Raw genomic sequence first — 20,680 nt, 5'->3', positions numbered from 1 at the left:
TTGTGCTTTATGGTTTTTTAATAAAATTGTTATATATCAATCGGTTGTTGTTTTTCTTATAGCGTGTTGTTCTGATTTTTGTCAAAAAATGATGGGGGGATAAAAATATTTTATGGCGATAACGATGACCTTTTTTGGGCGTCGTTAATAATCACCATCTGGCGAACTTTCAAGCAATTATCGGGTGATTAACGGTCAATAAATGACTTAAATTTAATGTGTAATTTATCAACTTAAATTTTAAATGAACCATTATCTTTATTAAAGAATGCCGAGTATCACATTTTTTTTCCGTGATTGTTCTGAAAGATACGTATTAGTTATTAATTATAAAATTATATATTACAGGTCGTTATCATAATTAACATTTATTTAACTATGGTTTTTTGCTCATTTTTTGGGTGTTCGTTTTGGTTGTGAAATCGGTTTCTTTTGTTTTGTGTTGTAAAAAGTTTCATGGGCAGTGTTTTGTGTTGATGCTCACAGATCTGCTTTCTTGTTGTCCGCCCTCTGTTGCGTGGCGTGGTCGGATGGCGTTAGGGCCGACGTCCAACGCAGATCAAGCGGCCTGGTTATAAGCAACCCGCTATCGGTCCCTGCGTCGGGGCTTTTTTAATGTCGTCACCAGAGGTGCGATGTATCAATAAAAACAGTTAATTTTCTGAGTGGCCAGATAATTGAATAAATCGATACCGTTTTCATTCAGGATAGGTTTTTTTTTACAACAATTACCAGATGATAGCATTGCAAATGTAATTATTAATTTAAGATCTCGTTAATTAAATATAGGCGTTTAGTTTTCACCTAAATAATTTAATGAGCGCGCGATGTGCAAACCAGGAAGAGATGCTGTGCCAGCGGTATCCAGTAGATTCGAGTCAACACCACCGGACGGGTAATTCAGCCAGACGCTGGGCTGATGAGGGGGGCCGTTGGAGCATGCTTTACTCGTCAGTGTTAACGCGATTACGCGGCTGGAATTATAATTAAAATGTATATTTATAGCGGCAATGTATTCGGCATATTATTGAAATAATATCAGATTGCTCAGGTGTGAATAAATGACTATGATGTCGACCTTAATTTAAGGATGATGATGTTTTCTATTGTCAGTGAATGCGGGAATATATTCAGGACGTCATTCTCACAGCACGATAGGAATTGGCCCGGTTTAATTATTGTCTTCGAAACCGGGAGGCACTTTTCCTGACTGCATGTCCTGGTTCTGGGCGATTCTCGTAACTTCTAATCAGTGAAATATACACCAGGGATATTATGAACACATATAAAAAAATGGTTTGGTTATCCATACTTCTTGTCCTCGGCGGGTGTCAGGGCGTTAAAAAAACAACGGTGACCCCCGCACAGGGCCAGCCTGTGTTAAGCAGTAGTCAGGACGCACAGCTAAAGGCGCCGACGGACGATATGACGAAAAAGCAGCTGACGACCTGCCTGTTTGAGGCAAAACTGCTGCTTAAATTCAATCAGCAGAAGTATAACCAGCCGGTGGATACACTGTATCAATATATCCGAGCCGCAAAGTATTATGCCTCGGTATCATCGAATCTGAGCACCGGTAATACGGATACGCTGACCCCGATGTACCAGTTTAAAGTTAATGATGCCTGTAACACGGTATCGCAACTATTGCTGGCGGAACTCAAGCATGGCGAGAGTGTCGGGAGATAATGACAAATGAACAGGAAGCGGATATTCCGTCTCAGCATGATGAGTCTGGTGGTTGCCGGACTTGGGTATATCACTCCCGCACAGAGTCGGGAACCGGCATCCGATGATTTTTTATCCGTAATAGCGGACGTGGATGTCCCGCCTTCAGCCGCGCCAGTGGAGAATAAGCGTGCTGTGCCGCCCGCCGCCGCCCCAATGGCGGTCTCTCAAGACAAGACGCTGCAGTTGCTGAGAAATGAGAATGAAAAGCTAAAAGCCAGTCTTGCCCGCCAGAACAACATACTGCGTAAGAAAAATGAGCTATCGGTACGAGAGCAGACTGCGCTGAGGCAGGCGTTATCTGCTCTGGAACGACAACTAAAGCAGCAGACAACCATCCGGGTGGCAGCTGAGCAGAAGGTGGCTGACCTGCAGCGAGCGGCCCTACACGCTCCGGTTCCCGCTCAGCCAGCGGCTTCCACACTTCTGGCTGAGAGGGAAAAGGCGCTGCGAGAGCTCAAGAAGGCGCAGTCCGAGAGCGACGACCTGCACAAACAGATAACTGCACTCGCCAGTACGCGTGATGACCTGAAGAAACAGCTTGAACAGGCGAATGCTCGCCAGCAGCAGTTGGTTGCCTCGGGGGAGGCCGCGCTGGCGCAGGTAAAATCTCTGCAACAGGAGAGTGCGGCCCTGAAAACTGTAGCACAGCAGGGTAAGCCCATGCAGGCTGAGGTGACTGAGCTGAGGCGTCAGCGTGACAGCTTACAACAGAAGTTAACGCAGTCGCAGCAGGCGCTGTCGGCACTGCAGGAAAACAGTCAAACCGCTCAGGGCAGTGCGAAGCAGCAGATTAACGCCCTGCAACAGCAGATTAACGAGCTCAACAGTACGCGAGAGAGTCTGCAAAAAGAGCTGGTGCAAATAGACGGCAATCTGAATAAATCGCTTGCTACCGAGGCGGGGGCACTGGCGCAGGTAAAATCCCTGCAACAGGAGAACGCAGCCCTGAAAACCGCCACGCAGGTGGAAAAGTCGGGCCAGACAGAGGCTCTGCTGAAAACGCTCACCGCGGAAAGAGACGATCTCCGTAAACAGCTGACAGAACTGACAGGGCAGCATACGGCGCTGGTAGAAAGTCAGCGCCAGGAGAAGGCGAATCAGCCCGCCAGTGCTGTGCCAGAATTGAAAACCGAGAGGCAAAAGCAGGCGTATGCCAGCGGTGCAATATTAGCCGGCAACTTCCAGCGAACCCTCATGTTACACCGGGATCTGGGGGCTGATTTATCTGCGGCGTTGCTGATTGCCGGGCTGTCCGATGGCGTCAATAGCAAGGTTCGACTCGACAGCACGACGTTGCAGGACAGCTATCGTGCTCTGATAACCGAGTTGGCAAAGCGTGAAAAGGAAAAATACAGTGAGGGGGTGAAACAGCTGGAGAAACTGGCTAGCGGGAAGGCGCTGATTAAGCGTAATGGCACCCTCTTTTTTGTTCAGACGCGTAAGGGCAACGGGAAAGTGGCTTCGGGAGAAACGGTGCGATTCGACATGACCGAGTCGGTCGTGAAAGGGAAAACGCTGAATAACGAAAAAGGCGTGTCTGTCACTGTGGATAACAAACTTCCGTATGTGATAGAGCAGGCCCTGACGCTGGCAGGGCGCGGAGGAGAAATCATCGTGTACTGTATGGCATCCGATGTTTATCCTCCGGATCAGCTTCCTGAAGGTGTATTCCCTTACACCCTTATTAAATATCAGTTTAATCAGAAAGCTAAATCAGCGAAATAAACTGTCAGTGAGGTCGCGCATCTTCAAAAGCAGGTAATCAGCTCAGCGCGACCTTAATTCCCAGTGCAATCAGTAGCCCACCCAGCATCTTATCAATAATCTTCTGTGCCTTCGCCAGCCCACGACGTACCGGCGCGCTCTGGATCAGTACCACCAGCATCGGCCACCAGATGACGGAAACGGTGAGGATCACCCCGGCGTACCACAGTTTTTCCGGAAAACCAGATTTCACGTTCAGTACCTGAGTAAAAATCGAGAGGAAGAACAGCGTGGCCTTAGGGTTCAGCAGGTTACACAGATAGCCCTGCAGAAATGCTTTTTTCAGCGTGGTTTCTTGCTGTACCACCCCGGTCATGTCCATGCTTTTATGCCCGCGTGCCAGCAGTGCCAGCAGACCTACCCAGATAAGATAGGCGGCCCCCGCGTACTTCAGAATATCGAACAGCCACGGAGTGGTGGTGATCACCACCGCCAGGCCGGCTACGCAGTAAGACATATGCGTCAGCACGCCGCAGGTGATGCCAAAGGCAGTCATCATGGCGGGCAGTCGGCGATAGCGCGCGGCGTTTTTAATCACCATAAAGAAGTCCGGGCCGGGAGACAAAATGCCGAGCGTGGCAATAGACGCAACGAACGCCGTTGCACCAATAGAAGGTATGAACATTAGGGTGGTCTCTTATCGGGAAGGCGAATAAATTAGAGCGGGATCACAAAACCCACTATGACCGGAATCAAGGTTTCCGCGTAATTATCCGCGCTTTATCCTGCTGGCTCTGCCGTCTCGTTGAGCTGCTCCAGCAGCTGATTGACCGCCGGGTTCTCCACCGCCTGAACCGCATAGCAAATGCCAATCCGCCGCAGCAGCGGATACCCCGGCAGCGCCCGGGCGCTGAGGTCGCAGCGGGCCGCTATCAGCGAGTGTGGCGCAATCGCCAGACCAAACCCCGCCTCGACCAGATCCAGCGCCAGCGTAAAGCTGCCCGCATTGGCGCTGGGCGCACCGGCTGCCGTGCCGTAAAACGGCAGGAAGCGTTGATGAGAATCGTGGGCCGGATACATCACCCAAGGGTAGCTATAGAGCTGCTCCAGCGTAAGCTCCGCCACCTGCGCCAGCGGATGGTCACTGGGGAACGCCAGCATATAGTGCTCATCGAACAGTGGCATAAACAGCTCGTCTTCGCAGCGCAGGCTCTCGCAGCCGAGACGAATATCCCCGGTACAGCCAGGGTCGAGCGTGACCAGCGTATCCGGCATCTCAAGACGAATGCGCTGTAGCAGTGAGGCCAGACACGGCGAGGCGATGTCCTGCTCGACGCCGATATTTAGCGGCGCGCGGTCCTGGCGTTTACGAAAGCGCGAGGTGAGGGTTGCCATCTCCTGGAGCATACGGCAGGCGTGCGGATAGAGCGCACGCGCATCTTCCGTCACCTCCACGCCGCGGGGTTTACGTACAAAGAGTTGCGTACCGAGTTCCTCTTCCAGCGCTTTCACGGTGGCAGAGAGCGCAGGCTGTGTCAGACTTAATTGTTCGGCTGCACGGGTAATGTTGCGCTCTTCAAATACGCAGATGAAGGCGCTGAGCTGTCGCTTATCCATAGATTTATTTTATGGCTGTGAAAAAAACAAACCATTTTTCACCATTCTCATCCCGATTTAAAGTAGCGCCATCAATTTTATTTATGAGGAATACCAATGAACGCTGCATCTAAACCATTAGTCGTGATTACCGGCGCCAGCTCCGGGATTGGCCTGGCCACTGCAAAACTGCTGTCAGAACGTGGACATGCGCTGCTGCTGCTGGCGCGTCGTGTGGATCGTATGACGGCGCTGAATCTGCCGCGCACCCTGTGCCGTTCGGTTGATGTCACCAACCGTCAGGCGGTGGCCGATGCCATTGCCGAAGCGGAACAGCAGTTTGGGCCGGTTGATGCGATGGTCAACAACGCGGGCGTGATGCTGCTGGGCAATATCGACGATCAAAACCCGGACGAGTGGGAGCAGATGATCGACGTGAACGTCAAAGGGCTGCTGAACGGCGTTCATGCGGTGACCAAAGGGATGATTGAGCGCAAAGCGGGCACCATCATCAACATTAGCTCTATTGCCGGGCGCAAAACCTTCCCGAACCACGTGGTCTACGTTGGCACCAAGTTTGCGGTGCACGGCCTGTCCGAAAACCTGCGTGAAGAGCTGTCGCCGCACAACGTGCGCGTGGTGGTGATTGCACCGGGTGCGGTGGAAACCGAACTGCTGAGCCACACCACCAGCGACGATATTAAAGCCGGTTATCAGAGCTGGAAGCAGGATATGGGCGGTAAAGTGCTGAGCCCGGAAGACGTGGCGCATGCTATTGAGTACGCCTATTCCCAGCCGCAGTACGTTTGTATCCGTGAAATTGTGCTGGCGGCGACCCGTCAGGGCGCATAATTTATCGTAAAATAAAAATAGCTAGCCGCATTAATAACATTGTTATTAATGCGGTCATTTTCATAATAGATAATTCTGACCCCACCTTTCTGATATTTATTTTTCCTATGACCTGCTGCACTATTATTGCGCCTGATGTGCTTTTACGGTGCGTGATAATATTATTGTCATTTCCTTTCTTAATTTAAAAACTCTATAAAAACATATTGTTAAATATCTGGCACGTGCCTTGCTAATTGAATTCCATCTTGTATACCAACAGGAATTCAACGATGGCATTAATGACAGGACAAACGCTGGCCGCATGGCGTCAGCAAATCAGTCAGGACAGCGACTCCGTTCTTACGCTTTTAATTGAACATGTTAATACCTTCTCTGCAGAGGATAACGCGTGGCTGACCATCGCCAGCGAAGCGCAGTTGAAGGCACAATTAGCCGCGTTAATTCCGCTGTATCAAAATAACCCGCAAGCCCTGCCATTATTTGGCATTCCGTTTGCGGTCAAAGACAACGTGGATGTGGCGGGATGGCCGACCACCGCAGCCTGCCCGGCGTTTGAATATATTGCCGAACAGGATGCGACGGCGGTGGCCCAGCTAAAAGCTGCCGGGGCGATTGTGGTGGGTAAAACCAACCTCGATCAGTTCGCCACCGGGCTGGTGGGTACCCGTTCTCCGTACGGCGCGGTGGTCAATACTTTCAACTCCGACTACGTCAGCGGCGGCTCCAGCTCCGGTTCGGCCTCGGTGGTGGCGCGTGGCCTGGTGCCGTTCGCCTTTGGTACCGACACCGCCGGTTCCGGGCGCGTGCCCGCCGGGTTTAACAATATCGTCGGCCTCAAACCGACCAAAGGCTGGCTCTCTGCCAAAGGCGTGGTTCCGGCCTGTCGCCTCAACGACACGCTGTCGGTGTTTGCTCTGACGGTAGACGATGCCTTTTATATCGCCTCGCTGGCGGGTGGCGTTGATAGCGAAGATGCCTACTCGCGCGCCAACCCGGCGACGGCACCCGCTACGCTTGCGGCGAACCCAACCTTTGCCGTGCCGGAAACGCTGAACTTCTTCGGCGACGTGCAGGCGCAGGCGGCCTGGGAACAGGCTATCGATGCGCTGTGTGAAAGCGGCGTCACGCTGAAACCTATCGACTTTTCCGCGTTTACTCAGCTTGCCGAACAGCTGTATCAGGGGCCGTGGGTAGCCGAGCGCACGGCGGCGGTGGGCGATATGCTCCAGCACCCCGAGCAGATGGACCCGACCGTTTACACCATCGTCTCTGCGGGCCTCAACTACAGCGCGGTCGATGCCTATAACGCCGAGTACCTGCGCGCCGAGCTGGCGCAAAAAATCCAGCAGGCGCTGAGCGAGGTTGACGCGCTGGTGGTGCCAACGTCGCCAACCATCCACACCCTGGCGGAGATGGAACAGGAACCCATTCGCTTCAACTCCCAGTTCGGGACCTACACCAACTTCACCAACCTAGCCGATCTCAGCGCGCTGGCGCTACCCGCGCCGTTCCGCGCCGATGGCTTGCCAGCAGGTATCACACTTCTCGCCCCCGCGTGGCACGACCGGGCGCTGGCGGACTTTGGTCAACGCTGGCAGCAACAGCTGGCGCTGCCATTAGGGGCGACCGGGCTGGCGTTCATGCAAAGCGCCGCCACGCTGCCGCCATCGCCGCACCACGCGCGCATTGCCGTGGTCGGTGCGCACCTGCGCGGTATGCCGCTCAACTTCCAGCTCACCACCCGCAACGCGGTCTTCGTTGAAGCCACGCAGACGGCGGCGACCTACCGCCTGTACGCGCTGGCCAATACCCAGCCGCAAAAGCCGGGGCTGGCGCGTGATGCCTCCGGCGCGGCGATTGAGGTGGAGCTGTGGGATATCCCGCTGGCGCGCTTTGGCGAGTTCGTGGCGGAAATTCCGTCGCCGCTGGGCATTGGCTCGCTGGAACTCTGCGATGGCCGCTGGGTGAAAGGCTTTATCTGTGAACCGGCGGCGCTGAACGACGCCGTGGACATTACCGAATTTAAGGGCTGGCGGCACTGGGTTGCCCGTAAGGAGAACCACCATGTTTAACACCGTGCTGATTGCCAACCGTGGCGAAATTGCCTGCCGCGCGATCCGAACCCTGAAACGTCTGGGCATCACCAGCGTCGCGGTCTACTCCGACGCCGATAAAAACGCCGAACACGTTAAGCAGGCCGATATCGCGCTGGCGCTGGGCGGCGAAAAGGCCAGCGACAGCTACCTGAAGATTGACGCGATTATTTCCGCCGCGCGGGAAAGCGGCGCGCAGGCCATCTGGCCCGGCTACGGTTTTCTCTCAGAAAGCCTGCCGTTTGCCGATGCCTGCGACAAGGCGGGTATCGTGTTTATCGGCCCCACTGCGCAGCAGATTGGCGAATTTGGCCTGAAGCACCGCGCTCGTGAACTGGCCGCCGAAGCGGGCGTACCGATGACGCCGGGGACCGGACTGCTCAATTCCCTCGACGACGCGCTGGCAGCGGCGCAGAACATTGGTTACCCGGTGATGCTGAAAAGCACGGCGGGCGGCGGCGGGATTGGCCTGACGCGCTGCGCCGACGCACAGGCGCTGGCGCAGGGCTGGGAGAGCGTGCGCCGTCTGGGCGAGCAGTTCTTCAGCGATGCCGGCGTGTTTGTCGAGCGCTGCGTGGACCGCGCGCGCCATATCGAAGTGCAGATTTTTGGCGATGGCAAAGGCAACGTGGTGGCGCTCGGCGAGCGCGACTGTTCGCTCCAGCGCCGCAACCAGAAGGTGGTGGAAGAGACGCCTGCGCCAAATCTTCCGGCGGCGACCCGCAAAGCGATTCTTGATGCCGCGGTGCAGCTCGGTAAGCTGGTGAACTACCGCAGCGCCGGGACGGTGGAGTTTATCTACGATGCGGCGCTGGACGCGTTTTATTTCCTCGAGGTGAATACTCGTCTCCAGGTTGAACACCCGGTAACCGAATGTGTGACCGGGCTGGATCTGGTGGAGTGCATGTTGCGCGTGGCGGCCGATGAACCTATCGACTGGACGCGTCTGGCAAGAGCGCCGCAGGGGGCGGCGATTGAAGTGCGCATTTATGCCGAAAGCCCGCTGAAAAACTTCCAGCCGAGCCCCGGCGTACTGAGCGAAGTGGTTTTCCCGGACGATGTGCGTATTGATACCGGCGTCACCACCGGCAGCGAGGTTTCTGCGTTTTACGACCCGATGATCGCCAAGCTGATTGTCCATGCACCAACCCGCGCGGCGGCGCTGGCAAAACTGGCGACGGCGCTCGACGCCACGCGGCTGCACGGTATCGCCACCAACCTCGACTACCTGCGGCAGATTACCGCCAGTGAAGCCTTTGTCAGCGGCACCGCCTGGACGCGCATGCTTGATAGCGTGGTGGCGCAGTCGCCGGTGATTGAAGTATTGCAGCCCGGCACCTGGAGCAGCGTGCAGGATTATCCGGGCCGTCAGGGCTACTGGGATATTGGCGTGCCGCCGTCCGGCCCGATGGATGATTTCGCCTTCCGCCTGGCGAACCGCATTGTCGGCAACCACGAATCGGCGGCCGGGCTGGAGTTCACCTTGCAGGGGCCGGTGCTGCAGTTCCACGCCGACGCGCTGATTGCCCTGACCGGGGCAGATTGTCAGGCGAAGCTGGACGATGAAGGCGTGCCGATGTGGCAACCGGTAGCGGTGAAAGCAGGGCAAACCCTGAGCCTGGGGCGTGCCCAAAGCGGCTGTCGTGGTTATCTGGCGGTGCGTAACGGCCTCGATGTGCCGGTCTATCTTGGCAGCCGTTCTACCTTCGCGCTGGGGCAGTTTGGCGGCCACGCGGGGCGCACGCTGAAGGTCGCGGACCTGCTGCCCATCTCACGTCCTGAGCTGGCGGCCTGCACTACGCCTGCGCCCATTTCTGAGCCGAAGGCGCTCTCGACGGCGCTGATCCCGGAATATGGCGACGTCTGGCGCATTGGCGTGCTCTACGGGCCGCACGGCGCGCCGGACTTCTTCACCCAGGAAGCTATCGACGAGTTCTTCGCCAGCGACTGGCAGGTGCACTACAACTCCAACCGCCTTGGCGTACGTTTAGTCGGCCCCAAACCGAGCTGGACCCGCCCGAACGGCGGTGAGGCGGGGCTGCATCCGTCAAACGTTCATGACTGCGAATATGCCATTGGCGCGATCAACTTTACCGGCGACTTCCCGGTGATCCTCACCCGCGACGGCCCAAGCCTCGGCGGCTTTGTCTGCCCGGTGACCATCGCCAAAGCGGAATTGTGGAAAGTGGGGCAGGTGAAGCCGGGCGACCGCATTCGCTTCTACCCGATTAGCGTGGAAGATGCGGTGGCGCGGGAAAACGCCCAGGACCGCAGTGTGGAAACCCTGCAAACCACCGCGCTGCCAGAGTTTGCCATGCCGTCACTTGCCGACCGCGACGGCGTTTCCGCCGCCGGGCTGGTGTCGCTGCCAGCAACCTTCAGCACCCCGGCGATTGTTTATCGCCAGGCGGGCGACAACTACATCCTGATTGAGTACGGCGAAAACGTGTTGGATCTGGCGCTGCGCCTGCGCGTTCACGTGCTGATGGAGCAGCTGCGCGAACGGGCGCATCCGGGGATTAAAGAGCTTTCTCCCGGCGTGCGTTCGCTGCAGGTACGTTACGACAGCCGTGAAATCAGCCAGCCCGCGCTGGTGGCACTGCTGCTGGAGCAGGAGGCGCGTATTGGCGACGTTTCCCGCATGAAGGTGCCGTCGCGCATCGTCCATCTGCCAATGGCCTTTGAAGACAGCGCCACGCTGGACGCCGTCAGCCGCTACGCCGATACCGTGCGTGCGACCGCGCCGTGGCTGCCGAACAACGTCGATTTTATCCAACGTATTAACGGCCTGCCGACCCGTGAAGCGGTAATGGAGACCCTGTTTGACGCCAGCTATCTGATTCTGGGGCTGGGCGACGTCTACCTCGGCGCGCCGTGCGCAGTGCCGGTTGATCCACGTCACCGCCTATTAAGTTCCAAGTACAACCCGGCGCGCACCTTTACCGCCGAAGGCACGGTGGGCATTGGCGGCATGTACATGTGCATCTACGGCATGGACTCACCGGGCGGCTATCAGCTGGTGGGGCGCACGCTGCCCATCTGGAACAAATTCCTTAAAAACGCGCAGTTCAACGACGGCGAGCCGTGGCTGCTGCGCTTCTTCGACCAGGTGCGTTTCTACCCGGTGAGCGAAGCGGAGCTGACTCAGCTACGTGATGATTTCCGCGAAGGCCGCGCGGCGGTGCGCATTGAAGAGACGGTGTTCGACTTTGCCGAGCACCTGCAGTTCCTCGATGACAACGCTGCTGATATCGCCCGTTTCCGTCAACTGCAGTCTGCGGCGTTTGAAGCGGAGGTGGAGCGCTGGCATCTGGACGACCAGGAGGCTGACGTTGAAAGCCTGCTGCCGATGCAGGAAGAGGTCATCGACGATGGTGCGCTGCCGGTTACCGCCGATATGAACGGCAATATCTGGAAAGTGCTGGTCGCGCCGGGTGAGGCGGTGGAGGCCGGTCAACCGCTCATCATCGTGGAAGCGATGAAAATGGAGCTGGCGATTCACGCCCCGCAGGCGGGCATCGTTAAACGCATCGGCTGCCAGCCGGGCCGCCCGGTGAGCCCGGGCGACGCACTGCTGTGGATGGAATAGGGAGCGGCGTATGACGGAAACGAACGGCAAAAAGCGCGCGGCGGGGTTGGCGGAGCGCATCTATCTGGCGCTGAAAAACGACATTTTTGATTTCCGCCTGATGCCCGGCGAACACTTTAGTGAAAACGAGATCTCCGAGCGCATGGCGGCCAGCCGCACGCCGGTGCGTCAGGCGCTGTTCTGGCTCGAGCATGAAGGCTATGTGCAGGTTTATTCACGCAGCGGCTGGCAGGTTAAACCGTTCGACTTCACCTATTTCGAAGCGCTGTACGACTTTCGCATCGTGCTGGAAATGGAGGCGGTGAAACGCCTGTGCGCCATGCCGTCGCAGGAGCGCGTGGCCCACCTCGCGCCGCTGCTCGCTTTCTGGTGCGACGCGCCGCAGATGCCGCCGGGCAAGGAACTCTCTCGTCACGATGAGGCGTTTCACACCGCGCTGGTGAGCGCCACCGGCAACGGCGAGATGGCGCGCGTGCACGTCGATCTGACGGAAAAAATGCGCATTATTCGCCACCTCGACTTCACCCGCGAGGACCGTGTGGATGCGACCTACAGCGAACATGCGCAGGTGCTTCGCGCCATTGTGCAGCAGCAAACTGAAGAGGCGCAGCGGGTCCTCACTGCGCATATTTCACAGAGTAAGGCCGAGGTCAGAAAAATAACCCTACATCGGCTACAGCAGGCCCGTTTACAACCCGTTTCACCGTAGTTGTGGCATCCGCCCCATCCTGGTGGGGAACTTTTATCACTCAATATCGTTTAGGGGTTTTGGTCATGAAAAGACGTTCTTTACTGAAAGCATTTGCCCTGTCGGCCACCTTTTTGAGCATGGGCTTCTCTTTGCAGGCATACGCAGCAGACACCATTAAAATCGGCATTATGCATTCGCTCTCCGGCACCATGGCGATCTCCGAAACGCCGCTGAAGGATGTGGCGCTGATGACCATCGATGAGATCAACGCCAAGGGCGGCGTGCTGGGCAAAAAGCTCGAGCCGGTGGTGGTTGACCCGGCCTCCAACTGGCCGCTGTTCGCCGAGAAAGCGCGCCAGCTGCTGACCCAGGATAAAGTGGCGGCGGTGTTTGGCTGTTGGACCTCGGTATCGCGTAAATCCGTGCTGCCGGTGTTTGAAGAGCTGAACGGCCTGCTGTTCTACCCGGTGCAGTATGAAGGTGAAGAGATGTCGCCAAACGTCTTCTACACCGGCGCGGCGCCAAACCAGCAGGCGATTCCGGCGGTGGAATATATGATGAGCGAAGACGGCGGCAGCGCGAAGCGCTTCTTCCTGCTCGGCACCGACTACGTCTACCCGCGCACCACCAACAAGATCCTGCGCGCCTTCCTGCACTCGAAAGGGGTTCAGGATAAAGATATCGAAGAGGTCTACACGCCGTTTGGCTACAGCGACTATCAGACCATCGTGGCTAACATCAAAAAATTCTCCGCTGGCGGTAAAACGGCGGTGATCTCCACCATCAACGGCGACTCTAACGTGCCGTTCTATAAAGAGCTGGCGAACCAGGGCATTAAAGCTACCGATGTGCCGGTGGTGGCGTTCTCCGTTGGCGAAGAGGAACTGCGCGGTATTGATACCAAACCGCTGGTGGGGCATCTGGCGGCGTGGAACTATTTTGAGTCGGTGAGCAACCCGGTGAACGAGAAGTTTGTTGCGGACTACCGCGCTTACGCTAAAGCGCACAAGCTGCCGAACGCCGATACCGTGGTGACCAACGACCCGATGGAAGCGACCTATGTGGGTATTCATATGTGGGCGCAGGCGGTTGAGAAAGCGGGAACCACCGATGTGGATAAAGTGCGTGCGGCGATGGCCGGGCAGACCTTTGCAGCGCCGAGCGGCTTTACGCTGACCATGGACGCGACCAACCACCATCTGCATAAGCCGGTGATGATTGGTGAAATTGAAGAGAACGGTCAGTTTAACGTGGTGTGGAACACCGATAAGCCGGTGCGTGCGCAGCCGTGGAGCCCGTATATTCCGGGGAATGATAAGAAGCCGGATACGCCGGTGAAAACGGGTGGGAAGTAAGGTTTGATTGTGGGTGAGGGGCAATACCCCCTCACCCTAGCCCTCTCCCCAAGGGGGAGAGGGAACCGTTAGGTGCACCATTTTTGTTCTGGCACAATCTACTCCCTCTCCCTTTTTAAGGGAGAGGGTTGGGGTGAGGGTTGATGCACGGTGCAACTATCAGAACAGCACCGAATAGTTCAACCCAAACGTCCGCCCACGGCCTTTATAGTCATACAGCGACGCCGGGCCATAGCCAGGGCTGTAGTACATCGGCGCACGCTGACCCCACACGGTGGTGTAGTCACGGTCGAAGAGGTTCTCGACGCTAAAGCTCAGCTTACCCACCGGAAGGGCGTAGCTGCCGAGCAGGTCGATAGTGGTGTAACCGTCAATCTCATTGCCCGCTTCGTCACGCAGCTTAAACGACGTGGTGCTCTGCACGCGCAGGCTCCACGGGTCCGGCGCCCAGCCGATATAGGCGGTGGCTTTCGACGGGCTGGCAACCTTCACGTCATATTTTTCCCAGCTGCCGTTGACCTTCGACTCGGTTTTCAGCACGTTGAAGTTACCGCCGGTGCTCCAGTTAGTGTCCGGAATAAAGTAGTCCACCGCGCCTTCCACGCCGTAAATGCGGCGTTTGTCGTCCACCACGCTGATGGTCAGATCTTTATTCGCCTTTACGTTTTTATCAGACAGCGAGTAGTAGGCCGCGATTTGGGTACGCAGGTTGTCGCCGGTGTAGCGCCAGCCAAGCTCATAAGAGTTGACCTTGATCCCCTCCAGCTTGCTGTCATCGACGTTAACGCTATTGACGAGCGGCAGATGCCCGTTGACCGCTGGGCCATATTTCCCTCGGCCATAGTATTTCCCCGGATCGGGTAACTCCACGCCCTGAGAGAAGTTAAACCACGTCTGCTGTCGCTCGGTGATGTGCATCAGTAGCCCGGCGTTAAACAGGAAGTTGTCGTAATCGGTAGACCCGCCCGGTATCGCATCGGCAGAAGTGGCCGTACCGTCGGCAATCTTCTGCTGCTCGGAATAACCGACAAAATCATCGATCTTATTCTCGGTGTACTGGTAACGCACGCCGCCGCTGAGGGTGAAGATCTCGTTGATGTCGTAGCTTGACTGTAAAAATGCCGCCAGGTTGCTGATGTCGTAGGAAGGGTAACGCCCGGTGGTGTAAATTTGCTGGTTGTTCATCCCGCCGGAAGCGTTCGCCAGACCTTTATCGAAATACATCTGGTTTGAGGTAAAGCGCTCGTGATCGGCATCCAGTCCGTAGGTAAGCTGCCAGCCGTCCAGCGGCGTACTGTTCAGCGTGAGCTTGGCACCGTACTGGTTGGTCTTTTGCTGCGAAGCAGAGAAGCTCGACAGCGTGTTGATATCGTTGACCTTTGTGACAGTCGGGAAAGGATAGAACTTCAACGACTCATCACGATAGTAAACCTGACCGACTAATTCCTGGCCGAGGAAGTCACTGTTGGAATATTGCAGGCTTATCAGGTGACGCTCGGTGCCAGGAATACGATCTGAGTTCAGCCCACTGCTGACGTACGGCTTAGATGTGCCGTTCAGCGCCGAAAAATCTTTCCCCAGATTCAGGCCATAATCATCATCGCCCTGACTTTTATAATATTGGCTGACCAGTTGCAGCTGCTGGTTTTCATCAATATTCAGCGTCCCGGTGCCCATAAGATCCAGACGGTCGGAATACTGTAGCCCGGTCTGGGTGTTGTCGAGCAGGGTGGCGTCGCCGTTGCCGTCGTACCAGCCGCCAAACTTCTGATAAGCCACCGACATGCGCCCGGAGATATGTTCGTTACCGCCGGAGACGGCGCTGGCAATACGCTCGTCGTGATCTTTACTGCTGTTGAAGCCGCTCTTCGTACCCGCTTCAAACTCGACCTGGGTTTCCGGCTGGCCTTTTTTGGTCACGATATTGATAAGCCCGCCGGTGCTGCCGCCGCCGTACAGCGAGGTCGCGCCGGAGATCACTTCAATGTGTTCGATGTTGAATGGGTCGATGGAGTCGAGCTGGCGGCTGTCGGTGCGCGAGGAGTTGAGGCGCACACCGTCAATCAGCACCACCAGCGGGCGACCGCGCACGTTCATACCGTAGTTGGTGCGGCTCTGACTGCTGACGTCCAGGCCGGGAATCAGCTGGGCCAGCGCGTCTTTCAGCTCTTTACCGCCCTGAATCTGTTGTTCCAGTTCGGCATTTTCGATAACCCAGGTGGTTTGCGCCATCTCGGCCACGGTGCGGTTATTACGGCTGGCAGATACCACCATATTTTCGTCATCGCTTTGTTGGGCGACGGCGGGCGCCATCATGGCAAGCAGCAAGGGGTTAAGCGCCCAGAGAGTATATTTCTTATTAATCATCATCATTCCTGCGCACGGGCAGACAACGATCGGCCCAAAGATGCGCGTAGTGAGTTAAAGAAGCAGCGTGATGCTGCATGTTTCCCGGCGAGCACGGCGTTCGATGGGAACGGCGATCGCCTGAGACTGGTGCAACCGCGCCGATAGCGGGAAAGATCGGAACGCAGCAAGTGAGGTAAAAAATGAAAATGGGAATTTTGTAGATAACGTTTCTCATTATCAATAACTGATTTTGATAGTTGCTAATTTCTTCACACTTTGATTTATTTTTTTTCGCTCTGAAATAACCATGGTAATAACGTGGAATAAGCCATGGTGTGGGCATAAATAATTATTTTGACCCGTCATTAGATCTATTTATTTTCCCTATGACGAACTGCGCTATTACCGTGCGCGGATGTGCTGTGGCGGTGCGATAGAATATTTAATGATGATATTGTTTTTATTTTAATATGATTAAAATCAGTTGTTTATATATTTGGCATGGGCATTGCTAATTGAATTCCATCTTGTATACCAACAGGAATTCAACGATGAATATAATGATGAGACAACGCGCGGCGCTGTACTTCCCCGCCTTGCTCTTTCTCTTTCTAAGCGGCCTGTTAACCAGCCTTCCGGCGCGGGCCGGTGCGGCGGCCGATTACGGTCATGCCAGCCGCGCCGAGCAGGCACAGCTGCTTCAGGCGTGGGCCGCCGCCCCGCAGGCTGACCGTCTGCCGCTATTGCAGGCGCTAAGCCAGGAAACGGTGGTCAGCGATGCCGAGGGCCAGCTGTTTACGGAAAAAAATGGTCAGCTAACGCCGCTGGAAGGGAGTGCAATGCCTGCTGGCAGCACCAAAAAAGTGTTTATGAATAACCGCATTCGCGGACTGGTGGCTAGCGCGCTGGCCTCGCATCAACTGGTCAGCAACGACGTGAAGGTGCGCCTGAACGCGGCGCTCACCTTGCAAAATAGCGCGCAACAGGACCAGCTGCCGATGCTTAGCCAGCGTTTGTCGGTGGAAGCCGATGCCGGTGTACATACCGCGCTGGCGATTGCCGTCGCCAATTTACAGCTCTCCGATAGCCGTGCGGCGCAGCGTCTCAACGCCGTGAAATTGCTCGGTGAAGCCAGCGACCCGCAGGTGCAGGCGAGCCTCAGCCGACTGACGCAGCCGCAAAATGAACCCGACCCGGCGGTGCGCGCCGCCGCCGCCGAAAGCCTTAAGCAGGTGCAGCAACGCCTGAAGTGGGGCGACTGGCTGGGGCAGGCGTTTAGCGGCATTTCGCTCGGCTCCATTTTGCTGCTTGCTGCGCTGGGGCTGGCGATCACCTACGGCCTGCTGGGGGTTATCAATATGGCCCACGGCGAGATGCTGATGCTTGGCGCCTACGCCACCTGGATGGTGCAGGACGCGTTTCAACGCCTGGCGCCCGAGTGGCTGGCGCTGTATCCGCTGGTGGCGCTACCGGTGGCTTTCTTTATGACCGCGGCGGTCGGGATGCTGCTGGAACGGACCATCATCCGCCACCTCTACGGCCGCCCGCTGGAGACGCTGCTGGCAACCTGGGGCATCAGCCTGATGCTTATCCAGCTGGTGCGCGTGCTGTTCGGCACGCAGAACCTCGAAGTGGCGAACCCCGCCTGGCTCTCCGGCGGCTGGAACGTGCTGCCAAACCTGGTGCTGCCGTACAACCGCATTGCGGTGATCCTCTTCGTGATTGGCGTGTTGGCGCTGACCTGGCTGCTGCTCAACAAAACCCGTCTTGGCATGAACGTGCGGGCGGTGACGCAAAACCGCCGTATGGCGGACTGCTGCGGGGTGCCCACCGGGCGCGTGGATATGCTGGCGTTTGGCCTTGGTTCCGGCATTGCCGGGCTGGGCGGCGTGGCGCTGTCGCAGCTTGGCAACGTCGGCCCGGAGCTGGGGCAGGGGTACATCATCGACTCCTTCCTGGTGGTGGTGACCGGCGGCGTGGGGCAACTGGCAGGCACCGTGGTGGCCGCGCTGGGGCTGGGCGTGCTGAACAAAGTGCTGGAGCCGCAGATAGGCGCGGTGCTGGGCAAAATTGCCATTCTGGTCCTGATCGTGCTGTTTATTCAGAAACGGCCGCAGGGGTTGTTCGCATTCAAAGGGCGGGTAATTGACTGATGAGCCAACCTATTACGTTAACTCTCGCGCGGCGTGCGCCGCGATTGACCTGCTCGCTGGCGGCGCTGGCGCTGGTGGTTTTGCTGGTGCTGCCGTTTCTGGCGCTGCTACCGGCGGAGAATCCGCTGGCTATCTCCACCTACACGCTGACGCTGCTGGGTAAAATTCTGTGTTACGCGGTGGTGGCGGTGGCGCTGGATCTGGTCTGGGGCTACGCCGGGCTGCTGTCGCTGGGTCACGGGCTGTTCTTTGCCCTCGGCGGCTACGCGATGGGCATGTACCTGATGCGTCAGGCATCGGGCGACGGCCTGCCAGCGTTTATGTCGTTCCTGTCGTGGACCGAGCTGCCGTGGTTCTGGGCCGGCACCCAACATTTTGCCTGGGCGCTGTGCCTGATTATCCTCGTCCCCGGCCTGCTGGCGCTGGTGTTCGGCTACTTCGCCTTCCGCTCGCGCATTAAGGACGTCTACTTCTCAATCATGACCCAGGCGCTGACCTACGCCGGAATGCTGCTGTTTTTCCGCAATGAAACGGGCTTTGGCGGCAACAACGGCTTTACCGGTTTCACCACGCTGCTGGGCTTCCCGGTGTCGGCGACCGGTACGCGCATCGCGCTGTTTGTCGCCACCGTGCTGCTGCTGGCGGGCTCGCTGGCGATTGGCCTGATCCTCACCCGCAGCAAGTTTGGCCGGGTATTAACCGCGGTACGTGATGCGGAAAACCGCCTGATGTTCTGCGGCTACGACCCAAAAGGCTTCAAGCTGTTTGTCTGGACGCTCTCCGCGGTGCTGTGCGGGCTGGCGGGGGCGCTGTACGTGCCGCAGGTGGGGATTATCAACCCCAGCGAAATGTCGCCAACCAACTCGATTGAGGCCGCTATCTGGGTGGCGCTCGGCGGGCGCGGCACGCTGATTGGCCCGATCCTCGGCGCGGGGATCGTCAACGGGGCGAAAAGCTTCTTCACCGTCGCCTTCCCGGACTTCTGGCTCTTTTTCCTCGGCCTGATGTTTATTCTCGTCACCCTGTTCCTGCCGCGCGGCGTGATTGGCCTGCTCAAAAGGAGAAAGCATGACTGATTCCCTGTTCACCCAGCCGCAGCCCCAGGACCGCTACCGCGAGACCACCGACCCGGTGCTGCAGCTGGAAAATATCAACGTCAGCTTCGACTCGTTTCGCGCGCTGACCGACCTGTCGCTGTCGATTGGCGTCGGCGAACTGCGCTGCGTGATTGGCCCCAACGGCGCGGGGAAAACCACGCTGATGGATGTGATCACCGGTAAAACGCGGCCGGACAGCGGTAAGGTCACCTACGACCAAAACGTTGACCTGATGGGGCTGTCGTCGGTGGAGATTGCCCGCGCGGGCATTGGTCGCAAATTCCAGAAGCCGACGGTGTTTGAAGCGCTGAGCGTGATGGAAAACCTCGAAATCGCCCTGAAGATGGATAAATCGGTCTGGACCTGCCTGCGCGCCACGCTCAACGGCAGCCAGCGGGATCGTATTGACGAAGTGCTGGAGTTGCTGCGGCTGACCGCCCATCGCCATCGCCCGTCCGGGCTGCTTTCCCACGGGCAAAAGCAGTTTCTGGAAATCGGCATGCTGCTGGTGCAGGAGCCGCATCTGCTGCTGCTTGATGAACCCGCCGCCGGTCTGACCGACGCCGAAACGGACTATATTGCCGAGCTGTTTCGCGGGCTGGCGGGCAAGCACTCGCTGATGGTGGTGGAGCACGATATGGGTTTTGTTGAGACCATTGCCGACCACGTTACCGTGCTGCATCAGGGGCAGGTGTTGGCCGAGGGCTCGCTGCGCGAGGTGCAGGCCAACGAGCAGGTTATCGACGTCTATCTGGGGCGCTAATATGTTACAGGTGAGTGATTTAAATCAGTATTACGGCGGCAGCCATATTCTGCGCGGCCTGTCGTTTGAGACCACGCCGGGCGAGATTACCTGCCTGCTGGGACGCAACGGCGTGGGTAAAACCACGCTGCTGAAATGCCTGATGGGCATCATCCCGGCGAAATCCGGCACGCTGCACTGGCAGGGTAAGTTGATTAACCACTACAAGCCGCACCAGCGGGTGCAGCAGGGGATTGCCTACGTGCCGCAGGGGCGCGAGATTTTTCCACGGCTAACGGTCGAGGAAAACCTGCTGATGGGGCTATCGCGTTTTTCCGGCTCGCAGGCCAAAAGCGTGCCGGAGGAGATTTACGAACTGTTTCCGGTGCTGCGCGAAATGAAGCAGCGGCGGGGTGGGGATCTGTCTGGCGGGCAACAGCAGCAGCTGGCGATCGGCCGGGCGCTGGCGTGCAAGCCGCAGCTTCTGATCCTCGACGAGCCAACTGAAGGGATCCAGCCGTCGGTGATCAAAGAGATCGGCGCGGTGATTCGCAGCCTCGCCAACCGCGGCGATATGGCGATCCTGTTGGTGGAGCAGTTTTATGATTTCGCCGCCGAGCTAGCGGACAGCTATCTGGTGATGTCGCGCGGCACCATCGTGCAGCGCGGGCGCGGTGAAGAGATGGAAGCGCAGGGCGTGCGTCAGTTGGTGGCGATATAACGGT

Annotated in this window: 14 protein-coding genes; 11 read left to right on the top strand and 3 right to left on the bottom strand. The window is 57.2% G+C overall.

The window, feature by feature from the left end; translation table 11 throughout:
• The first annotated feature begins 1,275 nt into the window (after positions 1–1,275).
• Positions 1,276–1,689, top strand: a complete 414-nt coding sequence (locus ACLGE8_RS03545; RefSeq protein WP_410996482.1) for a hypothetical protein — start codon at positions 1,276–1,278, stop codon at positions 1,687–1,689.
• A 36-nt stretch (positions 1,690–1,725) separates the two neighbouring features.
• Positions 1,726–3,456, top strand: coding sequence for a hypothetical protein (locus tag ACLGE8_RS03540; RefSeq protein WP_410996481.1), 1,731 nt, complete (start codon positions 1,726–1,728; stop codon positions 3,454–3,456).
• A 37-nt stretch (positions 3,457–3,493) separates the two neighbouring features.
• On the opposite strand, the gene ACLGE8_RS03535 is transcribed toward ACLGE8_RS03540, so the two are convergent.
• Both ACLGE8_RS03535 and ACLGE8_RS03530 read right to left on the bottom strand, forming a co-directional pair.
• Positions 3,494–4,120, bottom strand: coding sequence for a LysE family transporter (locus tag ACLGE8_RS03535; protein ID WP_185667241.1), 627 nt, complete (start codon positions 4,118–4,120; stop codon positions 3,494–3,496).
• Positions 4,121–4,215: 95 nt separating this feature from the next.
• Entirely contained in the window at positions 4,216–5,052 is an 837-nt protein-coding gene (locus ACLGE8_RS03530; RefSeq protein WP_410996479.1) for a LysR family transcriptional regulator, read from the bottom strand.
• 96 nt (positions 5,053–5,148) lie between these two features.
• Here ACLGE8_RS03530 and ACLGE8_RS03525 point away from each other — a divergent pair, with 96 nt between their 5' ends.
• The 5 genes from ACLGE8_RS03525 to urtA all read left to right on the top strand — a co-directional run bounded on the left by ACLGE8_RS03525 (position 5,149) and on the right by urtA (position 13,614).
• Positions 5,149–5,883, top strand: a complete 735-nt coding sequence (locus ACLGE8_RS03525) for an SDR family oxidoreductase (RefSeq protein WP_185667239.1) — start codon at positions 5,149–5,151, stop codon at positions 5,881–5,883.
• 272 nt (positions 5,884–6,155) lie between these two features.
• Complete coding sequence (atzF, locus tag ACLGE8_RS03520) at positions 6,156–7,958, top strand: allophanate hydrolase (RefSeq protein ID WP_410996477.1); 1,803 nt, start codon at positions 6,156–6,158, stop codon at positions 7,956–7,958.
• Positions 7,951–11,568 (top strand): urea carboxylase, encoded by a 3,618-nt coding sequence (uca, locus tag ACLGE8_RS03515; RefSeq protein WP_410996475.1) that lies wholly within the window; start codon positions 7,951–7,953, stop codon positions 11,566–11,568. The genes atzF and uca overlap by 8 nt, the downstream gene beginning before the upstream one ends.
• A gap of 10 nt (positions 11,569–11,578) precedes the next feature.
• Positions 11,579–12,277: a GntR family transcriptional regulator gene (locus ACLGE8_RS03510; RefSeq protein WP_410996473.1), complete on the top strand. Its 699-nt coding sequence runs from the start codon at positions 11,579–11,581 to the stop codon at positions 12,275–12,277.
• A 65-nt stretch (positions 12,278–12,342) separates the two neighbouring features.
• Positions 12,343–13,614 carry an urea ABC transporter substrate-binding protein gene (urtA, locus tag ACLGE8_RS03505; protein ID WP_185667235.1) on the top strand — a complete coding sequence of 424 codons (1,272 nt, stop codon included), beginning with the start codon at positions 12,343–12,345 and terminating at the stop codon, positions 13,612–13,614.
• A gap of 159 nt (positions 13,615–13,773) precedes the next feature.
• Here urtA and iutA read toward each other — a convergent pair whose 3' ends face one another.
• Positions 13,774–15,984: a ferric aerobactin receptor IutA gene (iutA, locus tag ACLGE8_RS03500; RefSeq protein WP_410996631.1), complete on the bottom strand. Its 2,211-nt coding sequence runs from the start codon at positions 15,982–15,984 to the stop codon at positions 13,774–13,776.
• Between the two features lie 539 nt (positions 15,985–16,523).
• On the opposite strand from iutA, the gene urtB reads away from it, so the two are divergent.
• Genes urtB through urtE form a run of 4 tightly spaced genes read left to right on the top strand, consistent with a single transcriptional unit; the run spans position 16,524 to position 20,676 of the window.
• The gene (gene urtB / locus ACLGE8_RS03495) at positions 16,524–18,116 is read left to right on the top strand and encodes an urea ABC transporter permease subunit UrtB (RefSeq protein WP_410996471.1); all 1,593 of its coding nucleotides are present in this window, start codon (positions 16,524–16,526) and stop codon (positions 18,114–18,116) included.
• Positions 18,116–19,192: an urea ABC transporter permease subunit UrtC gene (urtC, locus tag ACLGE8_RS03490; RefSeq protein ID WP_410996469.1), complete on the top strand. Its 1,077-nt coding sequence runs from the start codon at positions 18,116–18,118 to the stop codon at positions 19,190–19,192. The genes urtB and urtC overlap by 1 nt, the downstream gene beginning before the upstream one ends.
• On the top strand, positions 19,185–19,976 hold the full coding sequence (gene urtD / locus ACLGE8_RS03485; protein WP_410996467.1) for an urea ABC transporter ATP-binding protein UrtD: 792 nt from the start codon (positions 19,185–19,187) through the stop codon (positions 19,974–19,976). Before urtC ends, urtD begins: the two co-directional genes overlap by 8 nt.
• Position 19,977: 1 nt before the next feature.
• Positions 19,978–20,676, top strand: coding sequence for an urea ABC transporter ATP-binding subunit UrtE (urtE, locus tag ACLGE8_RS03480; RefSeq protein WP_410996465.1), 699 nt, complete (start codon positions 19,978–19,980; stop codon positions 20,674–20,676).
• Positions 20,677–20,680 lie beyond the last annotated feature (4 nt).

This window comes from Kluyvera sp. 142486, from assembly GCF_046569695.1.
Taxonomy (GTDB): Bacteria; Pseudomonadota; Gammaproteobacteria; order Enterobacterales; family Enterobacteriaceae; genus Kluyvera.
The sequence above is the reverse complement of the archived record's forward strand: the minus strand, read 5'-3'. Positions and strand labels throughout refer to the sequence as shown.